At 36.4% G+C, this 18,594-nt stretch carries 6 protein-coding genes and 4 tRNA genes; 4 read left to right on the top strand and 6 right to left on the bottom strand.

Annotated features, from left to right (window positions below; translation table 11 throughout):
* Nucleotides 1-6: 6 nt before the first annotated feature.
* A complete protein-coding gene (locus BW946_RS18530) occupies nucleotides 7-10,296 on the bottom strand; it encodes a SpvB/TcaC N-terminal domain-containing protein (RefSeq protein ID WP_076597576.1) in 10,290 nt (3,429 codons plus the stop codon).
* A gap of 9 nt (nucleotides 10,297-10,305) precedes the next feature.
* Entirely contained in the window at nucleotides 10,306-11,697 is a 1,392-nt protein-coding gene (locus BW946_RS18525) for a T9SS type A sorting domain-containing protein (RefSeq protein ID WP_083688919.1), read from the bottom strand.
* Between the two features lie 499 nt (nucleotides 11,698-12,196).
* Here BW946_RS18525 and BW946_RS18520 point away from each other — a divergent pair.
* The 4 genes from BW946_RS18520 to BW946_RS18505 all read left to right on the top strand — a co-directional run bounded on the left by BW946_RS18520 (nucleotide 12,197) and on the right by BW946_RS18505 (nucleotide 12,772).
* Nucleotides 12,197-12,271, top strand: a tRNA-Pro gene (locus tag BW946_RS18520).
* 18 nt (nucleotides 12,272-12,289) lie between these two features.
* Nucleotides 12,290-12,363, top strand: a tRNA-Arg gene (locus BW946_RS18515).
* Between the two features lie 242 nt (nucleotides 12,364-12,605).
* A tRNA-Pro gene (locus BW946_RS18510) sits at nucleotides 12,606-12,680 on the top strand.
* An 18-nt stretch (nucleotides 12,681-12,698) separates the two neighbouring features.
* A tRNA-Arg gene (locus BW946_RS18505) sits at nucleotides 12,699-12,772 on the top strand.
* 704 nt (nucleotides 12,773-13,476) lie between these two features.
* Here the strand turns inward: BW946_RS18505 and prmA are convergent.
* The 4 genes from prmA to BW946_RS18480 form a co-directional block, all read right to left on the bottom strand.
* The gene (gene prmA / locus BW946_RS18495) at nucleotides 13,477-14,304 is read right to left on the bottom strand and encodes a 50S ribosomal protein L11 methyltransferase (protein WP_076597573.1); all 828 of its coding nucleotides are present in this window, start codon (nucleotides 14,302-14,304) and stop codon (nucleotides 13,477-13,479) included.
* Between the two features lie 326 nt (nucleotides 14,305-14,630).
* Entirely contained in the window at nucleotides 14,631-15,344 is a 714-nt protein-coding gene (locus BW946_RS18490; protein WP_076597572.1) for a 3-ketoacyl-ACP reductase, read from the bottom strand.
* Nucleotides 15,345-15,517: 173 nt separating this feature from the next.
* Entirely contained in the window at nucleotides 15,518-17,080 is a 1,563-nt protein-coding gene (locus BW946_RS18485; RefSeq protein WP_139326038.1) for a calcineurin-like phosphoesterase C-terminal domain-containing protein, read from the bottom strand.
* 61 nt (nucleotides 17,081-17,141) lie between these two features.
* Entirely contained in the window at nucleotides 17,142-18,590 is a 1,449-nt protein-coding gene (locus BW946_RS18480) for a SusD/RagB family nutrient-binding outer membrane lipoprotein (RefSeq protein ID WP_076597570.1), read from the bottom strand.
* Between the last annotated feature and the right edge of the window lie 4 nt (nucleotides 18,591-18,594).

Genomic DNA, 18,594 nt, shown 5'->3' with positions numbered 1-18,594 from the left:
TTTGGGTTAATAACATGGTCTTGTTCGCAAATTATCTTTTGGTTTTTTATAATTATCTAAAACAGATGGCATTTTTTGTGATTTCAAGTCCCTGATTTCAATTTGTTGCCTAAAATTTTTTCTAAAATTATTCATCCTAAATCCATCAAACTTTTCAGTAATTATATCACGATCTGAAGCAGAAAATTGAGTATCTGTTCCAAAATAAGTAATTTCCCAATTATCTCCCGCATCTGGCAAACCACTTTTTGATTGAAAACTCGTCCTAAAACCTAGGGTAAATTCCTCGGAAATATGGTCAAATGCATAGTCTGCCCAATGACCACCTTCATGAATTATTATTTCTGCTAAATTATCAATATACTTTCTATCTCCTTTATGTTTTGAAACCGTGTTTATTACGCCAGGATCAATATAAATAGCATTGGGATCTGTTTTTTGATCAAATAACCCCAAATGTCCCATACTTTTATTCATTACAACAGTGGGCCCATCTTCATCTTTGAGCATTTTCTGTATCATTTTATCATCTACCTTAAATCTCTCTTTAAACGCTTCTCGAAATCCTGAATCTCGAAACACCGCTTTTACAGTTTTTATTGCCTCATTATATAATCTTCTTTCCTCTCTCGTAGCATTTGCCGGTAATCTAAAATTTCCATCAGGATCCATGTAATTAATAGGGTTGTTTCCACAATATGCATACGGCGACCAACTCGGATATTTCTCCGCTAGTGGATCAACACCATACCAAATACTTGCTCGCGGGTTATAATATCTCGCTCCATAATAATACAGCCCTGTTTCTCTATCCAGTTCTTTTGCATTAAACTTATATGGGTTATCATATACTCCTGTTTGCTGCTCCAGCATTGTTTCCCCGAATGGTAAATTTAAGAAAAACTGCGTACTCTGAGCACTGGAATTGGTAACAAATGTTGCCGTTCCTAAATGGTCATTATGCAAATAGTACAATCCTAACTGGCTGGTTGGTCCGTTTAAAGTATTCAGCTCTGCCAAGGAAATATCACCTACTCCTGCTTTTTCAAGATACGTTTTGAAATCAACAGAGGGGTCTGGTTCTCTCATTGTGGTTCCCTGATCTGATGTTCTGAGATTTAATGGAATAAAAATATTGCCTCCATCCATCACCCTGCTGGCAAATCGGGTTGCTCCTTCAAAATAATGTTTGGTATACTGTCCGTTTAAGGATACCGTCACATATGGATTAGGATACAAAGTATAATCAGTTAAGCTTAAGCTACCCGGATCTACCAACTCACCGTTCTGATACAGCTGAGAGCTTCCATGAAGGTTGTACTTTATCGTTCTTTCTCCTTTGTCGTCGTATGCATAATACTGATATACTCCGGAGTCGTCACTGTAAAATGCTTTCAGACGATCCTGCTCATCCCAGAACATTTGCTTGGCACCAAATTCATCAACATGTTTAATGGTATTCCCATTATCATCATATTCGAAAAGTTGCTGCGTACCACTGATATTACCGTCAATAATCGTCTTCACTTTATGAGTTTCCGGAATATACTTGTAGTTATTGGAATACGTATTCAATGGGTTCGGCTGCTGGTCGATCTGATGCACCTGCTCCTTCAATACAATCCCTCCACTTTCGTTATATGTTACCTTTCTAAGCTCAAAATGTGAATTACTTTGCGCATATGGAGAAGTATTGGGTGTTGTAGGAGTTCCTCCTTTATCATTAAGCCCCATATCACTTTCCGTACCAATTAACCTGTTTAAAGTATCATATCCATATTTGAAAGCATAGGTTCCTCCCATTTGATTGGGAGTTACTCCTACGTCATTGGCAAGACGGATAATATTTCCTCTCTTATCATATTCATAGCTGTTAGATAGGAATTGGTCTACAGGACTCAATAAACCGGAATGTTTTAACCTTCTGTTGGTATCAATATATGAATAGTTGGTTTTCATTCCGTTTCCATAATCTACAGCTGTTCTTTGCTCATAATGGTCATATTTGACATTCTGAATATAATTATAACTTCCGTTGGTTACAGTTTTAAGATTTCCTCCCAGGTCATAGCTGTAAGTAAGCTGCTCTCCGTCAGGATATGTCAGTTTTTTAAGACGGTTCCAGCTGTCGTAGACATAATCTGTTTTGAACTCCATAGTCGGAATATTGTAACCGAATATTCTGCGGGTTTCCGATATTACCTCTCCTAATTTACCATAGTTATAAGTAGTATATCCTGTACCATCTGTTTTCGTGATGATTCTTCCGGAATTATTTCCTGAATTGGCAGGCATATAATCGTAATGAACGTTATTAGGATTTACTGAACCAGTCGGAAGGTTAGGAAGTTCAATATCAGTAAGTCTGTTCTTATCATATTTATAATGGATCTGATGCGTCTGTATCGTAGGATCATTCGCAAGGTTTGGAGTTCCAAACAAGGTAAGATGTCCCGCAGCATCATATACATAAGTTGTACGTCCTTTATCAGGATGTACCATTTCTGTTCTTCTTCCGGCAAGGTTATACTTATAAGTTGTCTTTATACCTTGCGGGTCAGTTACGTTAAGCAGTTCACCTATTGTATTATATTCAAATTTTGTAGACAGCGGGTCACTATTCAGGTAATTTATTTTCTCAACAACCTGTCCTTCTGCATTGGTGAAAGTCTCTGTCCTGGTAACATCCAATTCTTCGATACTTTTAAACAGATTCCCTTCTATCTCGTAGCTGATTGATTTTTCAACACCGTCTTCATATTTAATATTCGTAATCCTATCAGAGTGGTCGTACGTATTGGACAACATAAACTGGCTGAGATTCAGATTCAGATTATTATCCTGAATATCACCTTCCTGAGGCTGATATTGATATAGCTGTCTTCCGAATACATCAAATATTGGTCTTCCTGAAACAGATCTGCGTTCTGTTCCATTAATATCAATATCTTTCTTCACCTGTATTACTCTACCCATAAAATCTGAGTAAGAATCTGTATTAATCAGGTTATTCGGATGATCTGCATCATAATGTGAGGTTCTGGCACGGAATATTTTAATATTCTGATTCGAACTTGGCATGCCATAATGATCAAAATAATAAGAGTGTGTTATCGTAGAAACATTTGCAGGACTATAAGGTTCAATGATGGATATTGGTCTTCCATAGTCATCATATCCATATTGTATTACATTTCCTGTGATATCTGTACTTTTTATTAAAACATCCAAATAAGGATTATACAGTCCAAAAGAAATATATCCGAAAGCATCCATTGTCCTTATTACATACTTACCGGTTTCAGCATCATATTCGTAGGATATGGAATATCTGTTCTGTGATTCATCAGGTGGATAAGTTACAGTTTTAACATTACCGGAAGGTTCATAAGTATAATCTGTTATGATATCCTGAGAACCATCAGATACGATGTATTTTCCGATATCTCCTGTATTAACATTTACATCCTGGGTTTTTCTCTTTCTCAAAAGAGTAGATCCCGTTCCGTCATATACATTGATCTCTTTTGGTACTGCGATCATATTTTTATTCAGTCCGGTCCAATAAGTGATCACAGATTTATAGGAATTGGTAGGGCTGCTGTAGGTATAATTTGAAACCAATCCGGTATTATAATCATACTCCATTTTTTCTGTAGTCTCTATTTCCCCGCCATTTTCAAATCTCGTATTGATCTTTTTATCTAAAAGAACCGTAGCCATTCTTCTTCCTTCTGTTCCTCCGGTATCAAAACTTTCCGTTAAGTAATTAGGATCTATTTTGGCTGCATTATCTTTAAATTTATATAAACGATAGTTATAAATAACCTTGGAAATTAGCTCATCATTCCCCGAAAGGATTTTGCTTTCTTTAATTAATCCGTTTAAGAAATAACTTTTATTATAATACGTATCTACTGTTTTACGGTAAGGATTTCCATCGATATTGATTTCTTCACGTGTTACTTTTTCAAATCCAAAGTTGTCTCTTTCTCTTCTGTCGTATTTAGATTTTTCAAAAGTATATTTCGTTACAATATCTTTCGCTGCATCCGACTGAGTATAGTTGGTACTGAATACATCAGGGTTCAAAATTTTTACTTCATCCACCACCAGCTTAGCGTGAGGATCCTGATAATTCGGCTGTGTAAATTTATAATTTACTGCATACTGTCCTTTTGTTACTGCATGAGTAACTGTTTTAAGTTTATTTGTTTTTCCGATTAATGAATAGTTAACAATGAAACCATCGTTCGTATCTACTACCAGATCCGGGAAACCATCTCCGTTCATATCTCTGAAAGCCTTCTTGGTTTCAGAAACATTGATTCCCAGATTGGCTGTAGCTCCTGCACCTGCTTTTATGAAAATAACCAGGATTGCAGGTGGAATAATTGGAATAGGCCCAAAATTCAGCATCAGATTTCCTCCAAAAGATACATAACCATTATAAGAACCTGTTTCTTCTGTAAAATCAACTTTTCCTGTTGATTTAAGCAATGGAACTGCATTATCAAATTTATTACCCAGATTATAACGTACTTTGGCAGACTGATTATTATTATCCACTTCAAGAATATCAATCAATCCGTCACCATTAATATCTTCATACGCTACTTCTGCTGTTCCTTTAGACCCTGATCCTCCGGCGCTGGCACTGATTCCAAAACCAAAACTGCTTAATGCACTTAGGTTGGCAAAAGATCCCAGACCTCCTCCTATTGAAAAGTTTAAGCCTCTTATAGGACGGGAACGGTAGGGAATCATATTCTGATAAGTAGTAGGCTCAGATAAACTGTTCCCAAGATTAAACATTACTGTACTATAATCAATAATTCTATCTGGCAATCCATCACCATTAACATCCGTCCAAAACGATCTTCCCGAATCATATGAATTAAAATAATCGTTGACTCCGGCTCCGGCTGTTACTCCAACTGACCAGGGCATTGAATTATTGGCATGGGAGTCATTCCCATTGGAGCCATTTACTTTAATTCTTCCGCTGGCTGAAAATACATTAAAAGAAAAGCCTAAAGAATTAACCTTTAAATAACTGTATGTATTTGTAGGAAAATCCCCAGTTGCCACAAGCTTAATATCATTCAAGCTTCCCACAGAATTTGTGTATTGTATAGATTCAGGATATACCATGTCAGGATATCCGTCTCCATTCATATCAGAAAATGTCTGGGTTTCAATACTACCATCTTTCAGTGGTAAAGTTTCGGAATTTCCTGCACTTACAGTTCCAACACTTAATCCATTGGTTGTATTCCTGGATCGGCTGCTTTGCTTTTTGCTGATTGCTTTCATTGTCGTATCCAATGAAAGAGCTCCATTCACAAGTGTGGTCGGCGAAATTGCCGGCGGGTTTGGAATAGGACTTGAAAAATAATTTATTTCTTCGTGATCCCTGAAAGAAGAAGCCGTTGAATACTGTTGTCTACCTCCTGTACCTATCCACTTGTCAACTCTAACCATTGGTAGAGGACGAGGTTTAATAATCCATTCTGAAAACGGTTTCATAGGATAGACATACTGAGATACCGTATTATTTCCAGGATTAGGATTACCATTTAACGCCACACAATCTGTCAGAGCCTGCCCGGTTAACCCCTGGCACGTTGAATTACCGTTTGTTGCCACGCAATCTGTCAACGCTTGTCCTGTCAATCCCTGGCAAGCAGAATACGTATTCTGCAAAGCAACATCCCCAGTGAATGCTTCAGCTTCAATAGGTGTTCCATAGCTATAATCTACGAAATTGTTCGGTTTGTATAAAAATTGACCCCAGTTATTATAAATAGCCGATTTTGTATTATACATTGCTGTATTTACTGAAGTAGGCCATACAGTAGTCAACAAGCTGGTAGTATCATAATAAATATTAAAAGGTTTCCCTTGAAAATATTCTGAGTATTTGTTAAATAAAGCATATTCAGCACCTGTCTGACAATAAACCTGCACACTAAATCCTAAATCAAAGGTAGGCTGCGTTAAGCTCCCTGTATAAATCGTAGCCGGATCTATTCCCGGAACAGGCTGCCCTGTAAACATGTTCTCTTCCACCAAAGTGGGCGCAGTACCTTGTGCTGCTGTAATGGATACTTTTCTCTTGGCAAGAACATGGCCTTGCTTTTTGATCACATAATAAAAACTTCCTGTTCCCAAGGTAGTAGCATTCGCTATATCCTTATTAATCTGAACCCCAAATTCATGAATTCCGGTAACCGGAGGATTTGTTGGTGTCAACCTGATGTCAAGCCTCTCCTTAAGTTTAGTGACTGCAAATGAAGGATATTGAGCTGCAGGCTTAAAATTCATACTGATATTTCCATTTGTGGATGTAGTTGCATTATACCCTACAGAAATTGAATTTTTCCAGTTGTTAGTAAGGAAATTTGTATATGAATCTGATTCTACAATAAACTTCAAATAAACCGGTTCACTTGCATTTACAGATATTGAACCAATATATTCCTGTGTGCTGAATGGTGAATCGCTTTGAGCATAATTTTCAGAGTGCAAAACAGTAACAGCACCGGTAATTGCATTTTCCTTGATCACCTTAAAGGTAAAATCATCCGTAGAAGAAGGAAAATCAACACTGGAAACGACAATGTTTGCCGCTCCGTTAGCATCAAGATATATAGGTGCTATAAGATTATTCAGGAAAAAGTTGTTTCCATAACTTCCATTATTCAATCGAAACTGATCCTGCTCCATGTTTCTTCCTCTCAATGCCAGCCCGGTGGCAGGATCAATATAAGTAACCGTTGGATTAGAGTCTATTTGCAGATTATCTTCCGAATTCTTGTGAAGCCTTATATATACCTTATCCCCACTTTTTACAAATAATCTGTTTGGATTATTAATGGCACCATGTATATTATATTGTGTATTTCCTGCAGGTACATTAATAATCTGAGAATAATAATCATTATATTTCGAAATAGTGAAAGACTCTGACAGATTATTAGGATTAAGCTGTGTTAAAAAGACCCTGGCATGATAGAAATTATTAGGCTGGGTACCACCTGGCACATAATCAGGGTTTGCTATTTCAACAGAATAGTATGCCTTATCAGTTGGTTTTAGAACAGTGACAGGGTTTAAAGGATCTGTACCACTTATACTCACATTATCATTAATAGTAATGTATCCGTCCTGTGAAGCAATCCATACTTTTACTACATCAGCAATAGGAGTTGGAGGGTATTCAGGCTCTACAATAGGTGGAACTTTAGGCCCTGGAGGTGGAATAAGAGGAGGTGCTATAGGTTTGACCTTAACCACCATATTCTCTGTATACTCTGAATGTTGAGTCATTTCAGGATTTCCTCCCTGATTATATTTATTAAACCAAACCTTACCGTCATTTACAATATCTACTAACCCGTCAGAGTTGGCGTCAATCAGATAAGTGGAAGTAATTCCTTTTGAAGTGGAGGTAATAGAAGACTTGCTATATACAATTGCACCCATATCCCATCCTGAATTATTGGTTTTTGTCTCAGTAAAAGAAAAATTACTGTTATAATTCAAAATTGGTTTAGCCGGAAGAAAAGATAATTTGCCATATATATCTAATTTACCTTCACTATATGTAAGACCGGAAGATGTTCTATAGATCATATCCTGTATACCATCTCCATTAAAGTCGATAAGCTGCTGCACATTTTTAGCTTCAGCCGTTGAATATCCAAAAGGGAAACCAAACATAAGATGACCGTAAGCATCATTGGATGAATAGAAAAAATTCAACCCTGCCGCCGCTCTAAAATTCAGACCACTCTCAGTGGAAATATTCCCATTAATTTTTGAAGGCTTCAGCATATTTCCAATAATGCTGCCATAAGGGCTGCTAACTCCATTGCTAACCTGAATCGTATTATCCGGGCCAAAAATCTGATTGTTTTCGATTTCATTATAATATTCAAAAACATAATCATCAACAATTGGAAGCGAAGCAGGGTCTTTAATAGTATACCCTTGAATATATAGTCTTCTTAATCTTGTTTTTGAGAACTGTCCCTCTTCATATTCCGATTTATAACTACGGATTTTTTGGGTCTTATAACTGACATCAATACTATTCAAAAGATAAGGTTCCACCCTTTTTACTCCTTGTTTGGCATTAATATTAATATCCTTTCTGCTTACACTATTTTCAGTAACAAAATTGACACTATAGTCCTGATTTTTACCATAGGTTATTTTTTGAATATGAAAATAAGTTCCTCCGTTAGCATTATTTCCAGCACCAATATTAACATTCGTATTATTCTGATAGGTAAAAAGCATTCTATTGCCGTGGGTATCTTCTATCATTCTCAATGCCCAATGAACAATCTGGCCTTCACTATTTTTTATAACAGAATTATCACTTCCTCCATAATAGCTTTTAGTACCATTGGTAGAAGTAACCGTCCATGAATAAGTACCTATACTATTTCCCTCTCTTTCTATAAGGGTAAAATCATGATTCTTTCTAAGATAAAACTGTTTTTTTCCTGTTGCATTTCTTGGTTGTCTTGCTGTCGTAATATCTGTAGATGTTTCACTTACATTATTATGTCTGTGAGGCAGGTAGCCGCCAGGATAAACAAGCATCTCTCCATCTAATGTATAAAGTTCCGTTTCCTGACTGCCAAACATAGGGGTTCCCCATCTTGTATCTACTGTAATCGCAGATAATCCCTGGAGATCCCATCCTTCACCCATCCATCCGTTACCGGCACCACTGTTGTACCCTATCGCTAAAGAAGGCTGTAATCCTCCCAGTCCTGCCGGAACTTTAATAGGATAATTCATGCTGGCATCACCTTTCTGAGTTGCCATAGGGGCATTCATCAGCTGCATGCCTGCCATTGGATCAGCAGCTTTCAATCCGCTGATACTTGTAGGTGAAAAGGCTGTTGTCTGAGGAGATTCCGGAGCGGAAATAATTCCGTTGATATAATCATGGTCTCCGTCTCCTTCTACTGTTACTGTTTTATTTTTTTCATCAACAACCGACTTGTCCGCAACCCATTGTTTTTTAGCATAATCAAAGTGAAAGATCTTAATATCTTTCGGAGAGGATAATCCCAGTCTTTTCGTATCATAGGGAATAGTAATTCTGGCTTTTTTCTCCAGCTTCCCTGATACTACAGAAAATCTGTAAGCAGCATTATTCAGGGTTACATTTTTAAGTCCATTAGATACTGCCGGAATATCTTTTTCTCTTAATTTCAGAACTTCAATATAAGCCGATTCGGATGCTCCTTTTTCTATGGAAACATTCATATCTTCATAGCTTATGCTAAATTCCTTATCTTTTGAAACTTCAATTCCTTTTGGTTTTGTATAATTATGATCAACTACTTTAAACGCTTTTGTGGAAGCCGGAATTTTAAAGGTTTTGGATATTCCTCCTGCTGTAAAAGAGAATAAACCGTCCGTTTTATGTTTTTCCGAAAGCCTGATTACTCTTTCAAATTCGCCTTTCCTTACAGTAACAATTTCATTATTTACTATTACATCTGCCAAAGATCCTGTATTTCCTTTTACATACAGCTGATCACCAGAAAGAATTGAGCTGATTATGGGAGCAGTATGTGATTTTTCATCTTTCTCAAAAACAAGACGTAAATTTTTCACCTTATATTTTACTCCTGCAGCAGGTGAAGTAAATAATACAGAATTGGAACCTGCTTTAATAAGCCCTGAATTAAGGGCTTCTTTCTGATGGTTCCATTTCGGACTCGGAACAATAATTCCTCCTCCTATAGCAATATTATGATTGATAGACCTGGATACAGACTCGTGAGAAGCTAAGCCAAATAAATCATATTCCAGATAAGCTAATGTATTTTCCTTCACATCAGGAATATCTATCGTGAAAAAGTTATCAGAAACTTCATCTTCCTCCTGGTCAGTAAAAGTTCCGATTGTTCCTTCTTTTTCTATAGAAGGATAGAAACTATTGATACTGCTTCCAGCATCATTTGTTAATTCAGAATATTTATCTTTTCTCTTTTCTGAATCAGCAAATCCAGAAGGCTTTCCTTCCAGAAGATTCTTCATTGAAAATTTTTCTGACAATGATAATAGTTGAGAATTTTCTTTTACGTTTTGACCAGTTAAATCAACTGTTTTACGAGTCCATTTACTGAGAAACTCTTTTTTGAATTCCCGTACTTTCTGTTTGTCATCTCTGGTAAAGCTTGCAAAAACAAACATACAGCCAAAGAAACCTACTAACAGAAGTGATTTCCTGGTAACAGGAAATTGATCCGCATTTATTTTCATGATATAGTTTTAATCAACGATTAATTTGAACGTTTTTATAATTTTTTTGTCCTGGACAAGATTGATAATATAAGCACTCTGAACATCCAGCTGCCCTGTATAATGGGTTGACTTCCTGTCTATATTCTCAAGCTTTACAAGCCTTCCTGCTCCATCATAAATGGAAATTCCAAGTCCTTCCATAGGAGGGAAAGTAACAGTGAACGTCTGCCCTTTTTTAACAGGGTTTGGATAGAGATTAATTTTGGTCAAATCCAGTGATGATTCATTGCTATTCATTGGTAACTCTGAGTCTGAATGTTGATTTCGCCCGATCCCTTCTTTTTTAGAATCTTTAACAGGACTAACTGCAAAGGTGAAATGAGCAGTATCACCACTATCAAATGCATTAAGAAAATCAACTTTATTAAAAATGATATAACGCTCATCTTCACTTCCCTGAATTTTCTGAATGCTTCCATCAGGTTTTTTCAAAAACATCCAGTAGACAGCAGGTAAAGAATCAGGATTCATTATTTCCTTTAAAATTCTTATACTGTAATCGGTTTTAGATACCTTATTACCTATAAAACTAATCTCCCAGTTTTTTTGCAGAACATCAAAGTTCCCATCATTTTTCAGAGCCAATTCTTTATTATCATCTGACCATATAACAAATTGATTATTATCAAAAATAGCCTGATTCTCTATATTTGTTCTTTCAATAGAGTTTTTTCCAATCGTTAAAAACAAATCAGCCTGGTTGGAAGATTGTTTCTGATACAGTTCATTACCATTATCTCTTCCTAATCCGGTAGGTTTATATTTAAATTCTTTATGCTTTTCCGGGTCCCAGATTATCTCTCCGTCACTGCTATAATATTTACCTTTCTCAAGTGAAATTCCGTATTTAATGGATAGATAGGAATGTATTTTACCCAGATCTGAAGATTTTACTTTCTTTGGAAAAAAAATCATCTCATAAAGATTCTGATCTTCAAATTTAATTTTCAAACTATCAGATTTCTCACGATTAGGATCTGCAGCTGCTGTAAACGAAAAAATACTAGGCCTTTTTCTGATTTCAACAGTTTTTTCTCCATTGGTTTTAAAATTATTATTTTCCAGGGAAATCTTTTTTTCAGTATTTTCCCATATCAGCTCATCATCCTTCGACCGATGGACAACTGTAAGAGTATGACTCTTATTTTTACTATATTTAATATATTTTTTAAAAAGCTTATCCCTGATACCACAATGAAAATTGAGCAAATTTTCATCTTTGCACTTCGTTACTTCGCGAAGTGTTGGATTGGCTTTTTCCCATAGTTGGGCATCAGATCCAACCAGTTGAGAATAAACAGACAAAGAGTACGATAAACAAATTATCGTGAATGCCTTAGAATAAAAAGGATTATACATATTAGTTTTTTTACGAATAAATAGTCAGCAGCAGCCAACTGAAGTTTAGTTTGAAATTAATCGAAAAAAATGAAATATCTTAAAAATTCAGAATATAACAACAGAAAGAAACAGAAATAGATGATTTATTCATAGGATTATAGTGCTATTAGTTTTTTTTTGCAAATTTACAAAAGAAACAGATACCACAAGATATTTAAAAAATTTTTAACAATAAGAAAAAACTCATATCCTTTAATTTAGTAGAATGAACAGTGAAAAATTCGTTACTAAAACAGAAAACATGAACAAAAGGTTTCAAATTTCAAAAAAGGAAAAAAAAGAAAATTCCCATCTTTTAAATATGATAAATACATGGTTATTAACAGGGTAAAGGTAATAAAAACGGGCGCATAAAAAATTAATTAAAAATTATACTTCGTTTTCTTTTTTTATTAAAAAAAGAATCGCAACTTTGCAGCCCTAAAAATGAAGTAAAATTCGTTATTGATGACCCTTTCGGGGCGTAGCGTAGTCCGGTCATCGCGCCTGGTTTGGGACCAGGAGGTCGCAGGTTCGAATCCTGCCGCCCCGACTTTAAAAAAAACATTTAGGGTGTGTAGCTCAGCTGGATAGAGCATCTGCCTTCTAAGCAGACGGTCAAAGGTTCGAATCCTTTCGCGCTCACTTAAAGACTTACTGGAAACAGTGAGTCTTTTGTTTTTTCTCCGGTTTGGGTAAAAGACATCCATTTTAGTAAGGGATAACAAAATAATCCAAGAACGTGATTTTTAAATAAGTATACCTAATCAAAGAGCGTTCATGAAAAAATAATTAAAATTTATTCATAAATTTATTTTTTTATTCCAAAAAGTATTGTACATTTGCAACCGCAAAAACGAAGTAAAATTCGTTACTGATGACACCCTCGGGGCGTAGCGTAGTCCGGTCATCGCGCCTGGTTTGGGACCAGGAGGTCGCAGGTTCGAATCCTGCCGCCCCGACTTTAAAAAAAACATTTAGGGTGCGTAGCTCAGCTGGATAGAGCATCTGCCTTCTAAGCAGACGGTCAAAGGTTCGAATCCTTTCGCGCTCACTTAAAGACTTACTGTTTCCAGTAGGTCTTTTTTGTTGTATCCCAAACCTTTTACAGCAAAATAATGGATCAAGCTTAAAAGTTGAGAGGGATGTTTAGTAGGTTTATTTTTGTATTATGCTAAGCGATCAGGACCTTCTTAAATTATTACTTCCTGAATTTTTAGTTCAGCACTTTGATATCCTCAATGCAGAACCCCATGATGCAGAACTTCATATTTATTTTGAAGAAAAAAAGGGATCAAGCGCAAAATACAATACATCTTTAATTTTACAAAATATTGCAAACCCCATTTACACCGCACAAAAACCACGAACATACATCATTTATACAACCTAATAATTTTCCCTTACAGGTAAGTAAAAAAAATATGATGTACTCGTGATGTACTCTATTATTTTTCTTGATTCTTTTTTTTTCCGAAATTCCGGTCAAATTCCGATCAAAACACACAAATGATCAAAAAACTTTACAGATGGGGTTAATAATCCCATCTGTTTTTTACCGATATTATCCCTAGTTATAAGAATTAATAAACTACAGTAGATCTAATTGTAATATAAAGATTTTCTGCGTTTTATTTTCTTCAAACCCAAAGATTCCATCTGCATATCCTTCATTTTCCTGAGCTGCAAAAAGTTGCAGCGTCATTAAAAATAAAGCTTTCCATAAAGTTTTTATATTCGTATTTTATTTTTGTTGTGTTATTTTTCAAGCAGAAGACTTACCCATTCTTCACGCTGTAACTTCTTTTTAAGCTCCAGTCCGCTTTCTTTACAGACTTCCAGAATATCGTCCACATCAAAGAAACAAAGACCTGAAAGCAACAGTTTTCCACCTTTGTTCAATACTGAAACATAGGTTGGAATATCTGAAATAAGGATATTTCTGTTGATATTGGCTAAAATAATGTCATAATTTTCTTTTCCCAGGTTTTCGGCAGTTCCCTGTTCAATATCCAGTTCTACATTATTTCTTACCGCATTTTCTTTGGAGTTTTCTACTGACCATTCGTCGATATCAATAGCTTTTGTATCTCCTGCGCCCTGCTGTTTTGCATAAATGGCCAATACAGAAGTTCCGCATCCCATATCCAGTACTTTTTTGCCATTGAAATCAATGTCCATCATTTGCTGGATCATCAAATGGGTCGTTGGGTGATGTCCCGTTCCGAAAGACATTTTAGGCTGGATGATAATTTCATGCATTCCCGGTACAGATTCATGGAACTCTGCCCGGATCAATACTTTATCATCAATATTGATTGGAGAGAAATTCTTTTCCCATTCTTCATTCCAGTTGATGTTCGGCATTTCTTCGAAAGAATATTCGATTTTTACATTTTCGTTTTCAAAGATCGGAAGTGCTTTCAGCTGATCTTCGTGAAACAATTCTGTCTGGATATATCCTAAAATTCCGTCAATTTCTTCTGTAAAGCTGTCAAAACCTATTTCTATAAGCTCTGCCATTAATATTTCGTTCCAAGGTTGCAATGGAGAAATCCTGAAATTGAATTCTAAATAATTTTGCATGTGACTAATTTGCTGCAAAAATACTAATGTTATTACGGTTAAAAAAATGATGGGGGAATTTTTGGCTGAAACCGGGGATTTTTTGTAATTTTTTGAATGAATGCTACGAGAAAGTTTATTTGTGACGGTTTGTCTCAAAGATTACACAAATTTGTATTGCAGGAAAATTCTAAATTTTGGCTGAAGCCATACAATAAACTGTAAAAAGAGAGCGGACTAAAGCCCGCTCCTATTGATTTTCTATCATTCAAACTAGATTAAAATATCCTTTGCCAAAAGCTTTAAACATTAAACTCTAAACCCTGAACTTTAAATTTTAAAACTTATTATGGATTTGTAGAGAAAATAGAACCGTTTGCAATCAGTGCTCTTCTATTCATTTTCAGGATATCTCTTACCCATTCTGCAAAGTCTTCCGGCTGTAATACTTTATCAGGATTTCCGTCTGTAAGACCTCCCTGAATGCTCATATCAGAAGCAATAGTACTTGGCGTCAGTGTGATCACACGGATATTTTGTTTTCTCCATTCTGCCATCATAGATTGAGACAGCGATACTACGGCTGCTTTTGAAGCGGCATATGCTGACATATTCGGTCCTCCTTTCAAACCTGCAGTAGAAGCTACGTTAACGATATCACCTTCTCCTTTAGCTTTCATGAATGGATAAGCTGCTTTGGCTGCATAGTATACTCCGAAAAGATTGGTTTTAATAACCTGTTCCCATGTTTCGGAAGGCATTTCTTCAATGGAACCAAAGTCTCCTATTCCTGCGTTGTTGATCAAAATATCTATTCCGCCCAACTGCTCTGCTAAAGATTCTATTCCAGCCTTTACCTGAATTTCATTGTCTACAGAAAAAACTGCATAGGCTGAGTTTACTCCCAGTTTTTTAATTTCTTCAACCGTCATTTTAAGGTTCTCCTCATTTCTTCCTGTAATGGCAACATTTACTCCTTCATTCGCTAAAGCTAGTGCCACAGCCTTCCCTAGTCCTCTTCCACCACCTGTTACGATGGCATTTTTTCCGTTTATATTCATAGTAATGATACTTTTCTTAGTACAAAGTTACGAAAGAACATTTTTACGAAACAGCAAAAACATGGATTTAATAGTTTTTTAATGGTTTTTTGTAAACCTCGATAAAAATTAAAACCGGCTCATGAGAACCGGTTTCAAAATCTAAAAAAAGTATAGTAAAAAAAATAAAAAGCTTAAGGAATCTGAATTGAATTCTGAACTTCAAATTCTTCTGAAGCTGAGAATTCATTTCCGTACATATCGGCTGCTTTCACCTCAACTTTGTGTTTTCCCAATGCTAATTTCTTGGGAAAATCAGCCTCCCAGATGTGTTTTGACATTTCGGGGTTGGAAGGTCTTCTTCCCGGAAGAATTTTCTCTGTAGAATCCCATTTGAAAACAGAAAGAGCAAAATTCGGGTCTATGGTTTCATCGTACTTCATTTCTTCCCATTTTCCACCATCTATTCTGTATTCTACCTTGTCTTTTTTGCTTCCCATGAAAAAATTAGCCAACAATTTTGCTGAGGTTCTTGAGGAAGAAATCACTTTCGGAACATATAATTTGATCTGATAATCTTCCGGTTTTCCGGCTGTTCTGTATTTCACTTTATACTGATTATCTGCAAAGCTGATGAAAGAATATCCTTTTGCTGTTCCGTCTCTCATCGTTGAAGTAGGAAGTCCGGCATCATCTGGTGTTCCTGAGTACCAATCCCCGCAAGTAGTTCCTACGTTATATTCATGCAGTTCTTTGATTCCGTTCCAGCCTGCTTTTTTACCGTAGAAAATCTGCTGTTGAATATGGGTGTGTGCTGATAAAAGCAATACATTCCGGAAAGGATTTAAGAAATCAAATAACTTCTGGCGGTCTGCATTTCTGAAGTTGTCTTCGTTGTTATGCTCCAACGGAATGTGGAAAGAAATGACAATCAGTTTATTCTTGTCAACCAGTTTCAGATCATTTTCAATAAACTGAAGCTGGTCTTCACGGAATCCGCCCCAATATCCTTTGCCGTCTCTCGGATCCGGGTAAAGAATATCATCTAAAATGATAAAGTGTACATTACCGTAGTTGAAAGCGTAATTGGCAGGACCAAAATTGGATTCAAATGTTTCATCGGAAAGTTTGTCTTCTTTCGCATCATAATTCATATCGTGGTTTCCCATCACATTATACCAAGGAAGCCCTATTTCTTTCATTACATCTGCATAAGGCTTCTGAAGATTTAAATTATCTCCTACGAGGTCTCCCAGACTGATTCCCAGCACTGCATTTTTCTTGGTATTCTTCACTTCATTTACAATTCCTCTTTTGAAATAATCCAGTTCTTTTTCTGTGTAAGGCTGCGGATCACCGAAAACGAGGATATCGAAGTTTTTATTTTCGTTTTGCACATAAAGCGGGAAGTTCAATTCTTTTGGAATTTCTCCTGTGGGAGCTACTCCTTTGTATTTGAAATCTGCCGGAGAACCTTTGGGCTTATGATGGTAATAGAACTGTGGAAGATTGTTTGCATTTAAGGCAGTCTGATACCCTGAAGGCTTGATCACAAAAATAGTCTGATCTTCCTGAACCGGCAGGCTGTATCTTCCGTTTTTATCCGTAAGAACAACCTGAACTCCATTAGAAACAGCTATTCCTTCAATTCCTTTTTCGCGGTTTTCTTTCTTTTGATTTTTGTTGCTGTCTTCGTAGACATATCCGGAAACAGAAGCTTGTGAGAACGCCATTGCAGAAACCAGCATACAAGGCATTAAAAATTTTATATTGATATTCATAATTTTTAAATTTTTATTATTATTTAATTGGGGGTTATTATTTATTCCACCACATTTTTATATTGATATTATCGCCTCCCATGGATTGTACGGCTGCGTTATAATTATCTGTATTCATCACTTTTGTAGCGGTAGGATACATGAATCTCACGGGCATCTGTCCGCCATTCTGAAGACCTCCGTTATTGGGAAGTACCGGAAGTTTTGTACGTCTGTATTCATACCATTGCTGATGGTCAACAAAAAACAGGGAAATATATTTCTGAAGCATAAGCTTTTGCAGCGAGCCATCATAAGCTACTTTTGGATTGCTGAAATAATTGGCAGGAACTGTTGCTCCCCATTGTTCGATAATAGATTTCACTCCGTTTTCGTAATAGGTCTGCTGATTTCCTGCGACAATTCCTTTATTGACTAATTCTGCCAGGATAAACTGAACTTCAGAATAGGTCATGATTAAAATCTTTAAAGGTGCTTTCGCCAGGTTCTGGTTCAGGTTGGAAGGCTGATAGTTGAAAGATGTTCCCAAAGCATATCCTGAAGGCGCTCCTTTATAGCCAAGATCTTCTCCTGTTCCTGCTTTAGCTTTCGTAAAAAACAGGCTCAGCCTTGGATCATTATTGTCTTTCATGGCATTTACAAAGAATTCGCCTGCTGCCCTGTAAGCTGTAAAATCCTGCGGGCGGGCTATCGGCGGCAAGTAAGGAGATATTCCGGAAAGCGGCAGCACTGCACTGTCTGCGTTGTTCTGGAAAATTGGGTATTGAGCCGGATTATTGACAATTTCCTGGATTCTTTCATACACATTCACTTCTCCGTTCCGGCTTAGAATTCTGGTCAGTAATCTTAATGAAAGAGAGTTACAGAATTTTTTCCATCCTAAAATTCCGGTCTGGCTATTGGTGTTGGCATTATAAAACAAATCTGTTTCCGTTAATACCTGATTGGTATTGAATAACGAGTTGGCTGTTTTCAGGTCATTTAACAGCTGAATATAGACATCTTTCTGCTTATCATATTTTGGTCTTAAAATATTTTCTTCAACTCTTATTGCTTCAGATAAAGGTATATCTCCGAAAGCATCAGTAAGGTTGGAGGCAATCCATGCATTCAGGACCATTGAAATCGCCAGATAATTATTATTCTGCTCCTTGGCTGCATATTTTCTCAGGTCACTTACCTGCTTAAGCCATCTGTAAGAAGTATTCCAGTAGCCATTGCCACTTTTTTCGTCCATATAATATCTGCTGTAAGAATTTCCTTCATTGGGAAAATCCAAAGCAATCTGCATGATATCAAAAGTGAAATCATCTGCCCTGTTATAGCCGTAACTCGACATTTCATATTGGATGGGAGCAAGAAGGCTTCCAACGGAAGGGTCTTTGATTTTGCTGGTGTCTGTATTCATTTCCTCGAAAGTTCTGTCACAGGATTGAAGCATGAAAACAGAAGCTACCCATGTCAGATGTATGATTATTTTTTTCATTTTT

This window comes from Chryseobacterium sp. RU33C, assembly GCF_900156015.1.
Lineage (GTDB): Bacteria > Bacteroidota > Bacteroidia > Flavobacteriales > Weeksellaceae > Chryseobacterium > Chryseobacterium candidae.
This window is presented reverse-complemented; position numbering and strand designations above follow the sequence as displayed.

Coding starts and splice junctions, on each gene's coding strand:
- BW946_RS18530 (WP_076597576.1), bottom strand. CDS start 10,296: ATGAAAATAAATGCGGATCAATTTCCTGTTACCAGGAAATCACTTCTG.
- BW946_RS18525 (WP_083688919.1), bottom strand. CDS start 11,697: ATGTATAATCCTTTTTATTCTAAGGCATTCACGATAATTTGTTTATCG.
- prmA (WP_076597573.1), bottom strand. CDS start 14,304: ATGCAAAATTATTTAGAATTCAATTTCAGGATTTCTCCATTGCAACCT.
- BW946_RS18490 (WP_076597572.1), bottom strand. CDS start 15,344: ATGAATATAAACGGAAAAAATGCCATCGTAACAGGTGGTGGAAGAGGA.
- BW946_RS18485 (WP_139326038.1), bottom strand. CDS start 17,080: ATGCCTTGTATGCTGGTTTCTGCAATGGCGTTCTCACAAGCTTCTGTT.
- BW946_RS18480 (WP_076597570.1), bottom strand. CDS start 18,590: ATGAAAAAAATAATCATACATCTGACATGGGTAGCTTCTGTTTTCATG.